Origin of the sequence: Testudinibacter crocodili, assembly GCF_006228025.1 — a bacterium.
Classification (GTDB): domain Bacteria; phylum Pseudomonadota; class Gammaproteobacteria; order Enterobacterales; family Pasteurellaceae; genus Chelonobacter.
Genome location: NZ_VDHF01000162.1, coordinates 1 through 2,082, shown reverse-complemented (window position 1 = coordinate 2,082; position 2,082 = coordinate 1). Strand labels below are relative to the sequence as shown.

At 29.3% G+C, this 2,082-nt stretch carries 2 protein-coding genes; one reads left to right on the top strand and one right to left on the bottom strand.

Going from position 1 to position 2,082, the window contains the following annotated elements:
* A partial coding sequence (locus tag FHQ23_RS12065; RefSeq protein WP_267963720.1) for an ABC transporter substrate-binding protein occupies positions 1 to 1,601 on the top strand: 1,601 nt, incomplete at its 5' end.
* On the opposite strand, the gene FHQ23_RS12060 is transcribed toward FHQ23_RS12065, so the two are convergent.
* The coding region (locus FHQ23_RS12060) for an MgtC/SapB family protein (protein WP_176552324.1) at positions 1,594 to 2,082 on the bottom strand (489 nt) is incomplete at its 5' end. The two genes, FHQ23_RS12065 and FHQ23_RS12060, sit on opposite strands and share 8 nt — an antisense overlap.

Here is a 2,082-nt window from a genome sequence, read left to right as displayed (position 1 = left end):
CTATATATTATTTTATTACGAGTTATTTGAAAAAGAATAAACCAGAAGCAGATATTAAACTCATTAAATATGATTTGAATGATTATGGATTAATGTTTGATTTTGTAGAATTTGTTCGACATAATAGGCTAGATTCAGTCATAGTAGATGATTTTGAGAGCGCTGAAAAGTTACGTAATGCATTTTATTTTTCTAACTATCCTGAACCAATTATTTATACGCTTTATAATAATAGTTATATCAATGATTATCGATTTATCAAATATCATATTAATTATGAATTGATTTCAGATAATATCTTTAGCCTAATTGTGGGTAGGAAAAGAAATATTAAAGTTAAAGATAAAGGTATTTTATTTTCTTCTGATAGTGATCTATCTTATGTGCATAAATATCATAAATCTTTGAATATTCTAACGATTGACAGTCCTTCAATACAAGCGCTAAAGAAGATTATACCGCACTTTCATAAGGTTTCTGGAATTAAGGTGAATATTGAAATTGTCAGTTTTAATGAGATTTCTTTAATTTTAAATGATATTAATAAAGCTGAGCAATATGATATTATTAGGATAGATATGGAGAGTTTTCCATGGTTTGCTAAGAGTAACTTTACGCCTTTTAATTTTATTACTAAAAAACAATTAGAAAAAAATTACTCTCAAGATATTATTAAAAGATTTTGTCTTTTGGGTGAGGATGTTTATGCAGTTCCTTTTGATCCTAGTATACAAATATTATTTTACCGGAAAGATTTTTTTGAAAATCAAACAATAAGACGATTGTATTTTGAACAAAATAAGAAAGATTTATCTATTCCAAAAAATTTTGAAGAATTTAATAGCATTGTACAATTTTTTAGCGAAAATAAAAACTCACTCTCCCCAACGTCTTATGGAACAGCGTTGGTTTTAGGAGATGAGGAGGTTTTGGCAACAGAGTTTTTTGTCAGGTATTATGCCCTTTCAGCCAGTTTATTTGAATTAAACTCATTAAAGTTGGATGTTATTAAATCAATTGATGTATTAATTAATTTGAAGACATTATTTCTTAGCGCAAAACTACTGGAGGATAAGTGGTGGTCTAATGCTGTTAATATGTTAGAAAATAAAACTATTCCTATGTTGATTATTTATATGAATCACTTTTTTCATTTATCCCATGCAGAGCTTTCGCCTTCGCTTGGTTTTGCTCCTGTTCCCGGTGATATGCCTTTGTTTGGTGGAGGAAGTTTGGTTATTTCTAAGCATACTGTACATAAACAAGAATGTATACAATTTTTGTCATGGTTTATGCAAGATGAAATTCATGATCAATATGTTATGTTAGGTGGCAACTCTGCAAGAAAAAATATTTTATCAAATCAAGAGATTATTAAAACTATGCCATGGTTGCCTTTGGCTTATGAGAAAGAGTTTAATGGTATTCGTGAGAATATTAACCCGCTTGGTTTTTCAGTTAATTTGCGTAAAATTGAGTTTTTTATTGGAAAAATGGTCAAAAAATATCTTTTTAGCCATCTTTCGGAAGAGCAAGTTATAGGCGAAATTAATCGCTATTTATCAGAAAATGAAGCAGAATTAATGCAAAGCATTAGTTGAAATATTTGATTTCAATACCGTTAATATTTTGAATACTCTTTAATTTTTTATATACTTCAAAAGAAGATTGGTGTTTAGAAAGGTAAGCACTAATAGAAAGTATCAGGTGATTATCATTTTCTTCTTTGATGCTTACGGTATCGACTTGACAATTTTTATGGTGGATAGTTTGAGTAATATCTTCAATATTTAGTTCACTATTGATATCAAGGATAATGTTAATTTTATTAATATAGTTTCTCTTTGGGATAATTACTTTCAAATAACGACTATATTTTAAAGTAATAATAATGATGATAGCAACAGTAATTGCATCGCCGTAGAAGCCAGCTCCAACGGTGATACCTATGCCAGCAGCGCTCCAGATCATTGCTGCAGTAGTGATCCCGGATATCATATCATTATTTTTATGTAAAATAACACCTGTTCCTATGAACCCTATGCCACTAATAACTTGGGCGGCTAATCTCATTGGATCAGT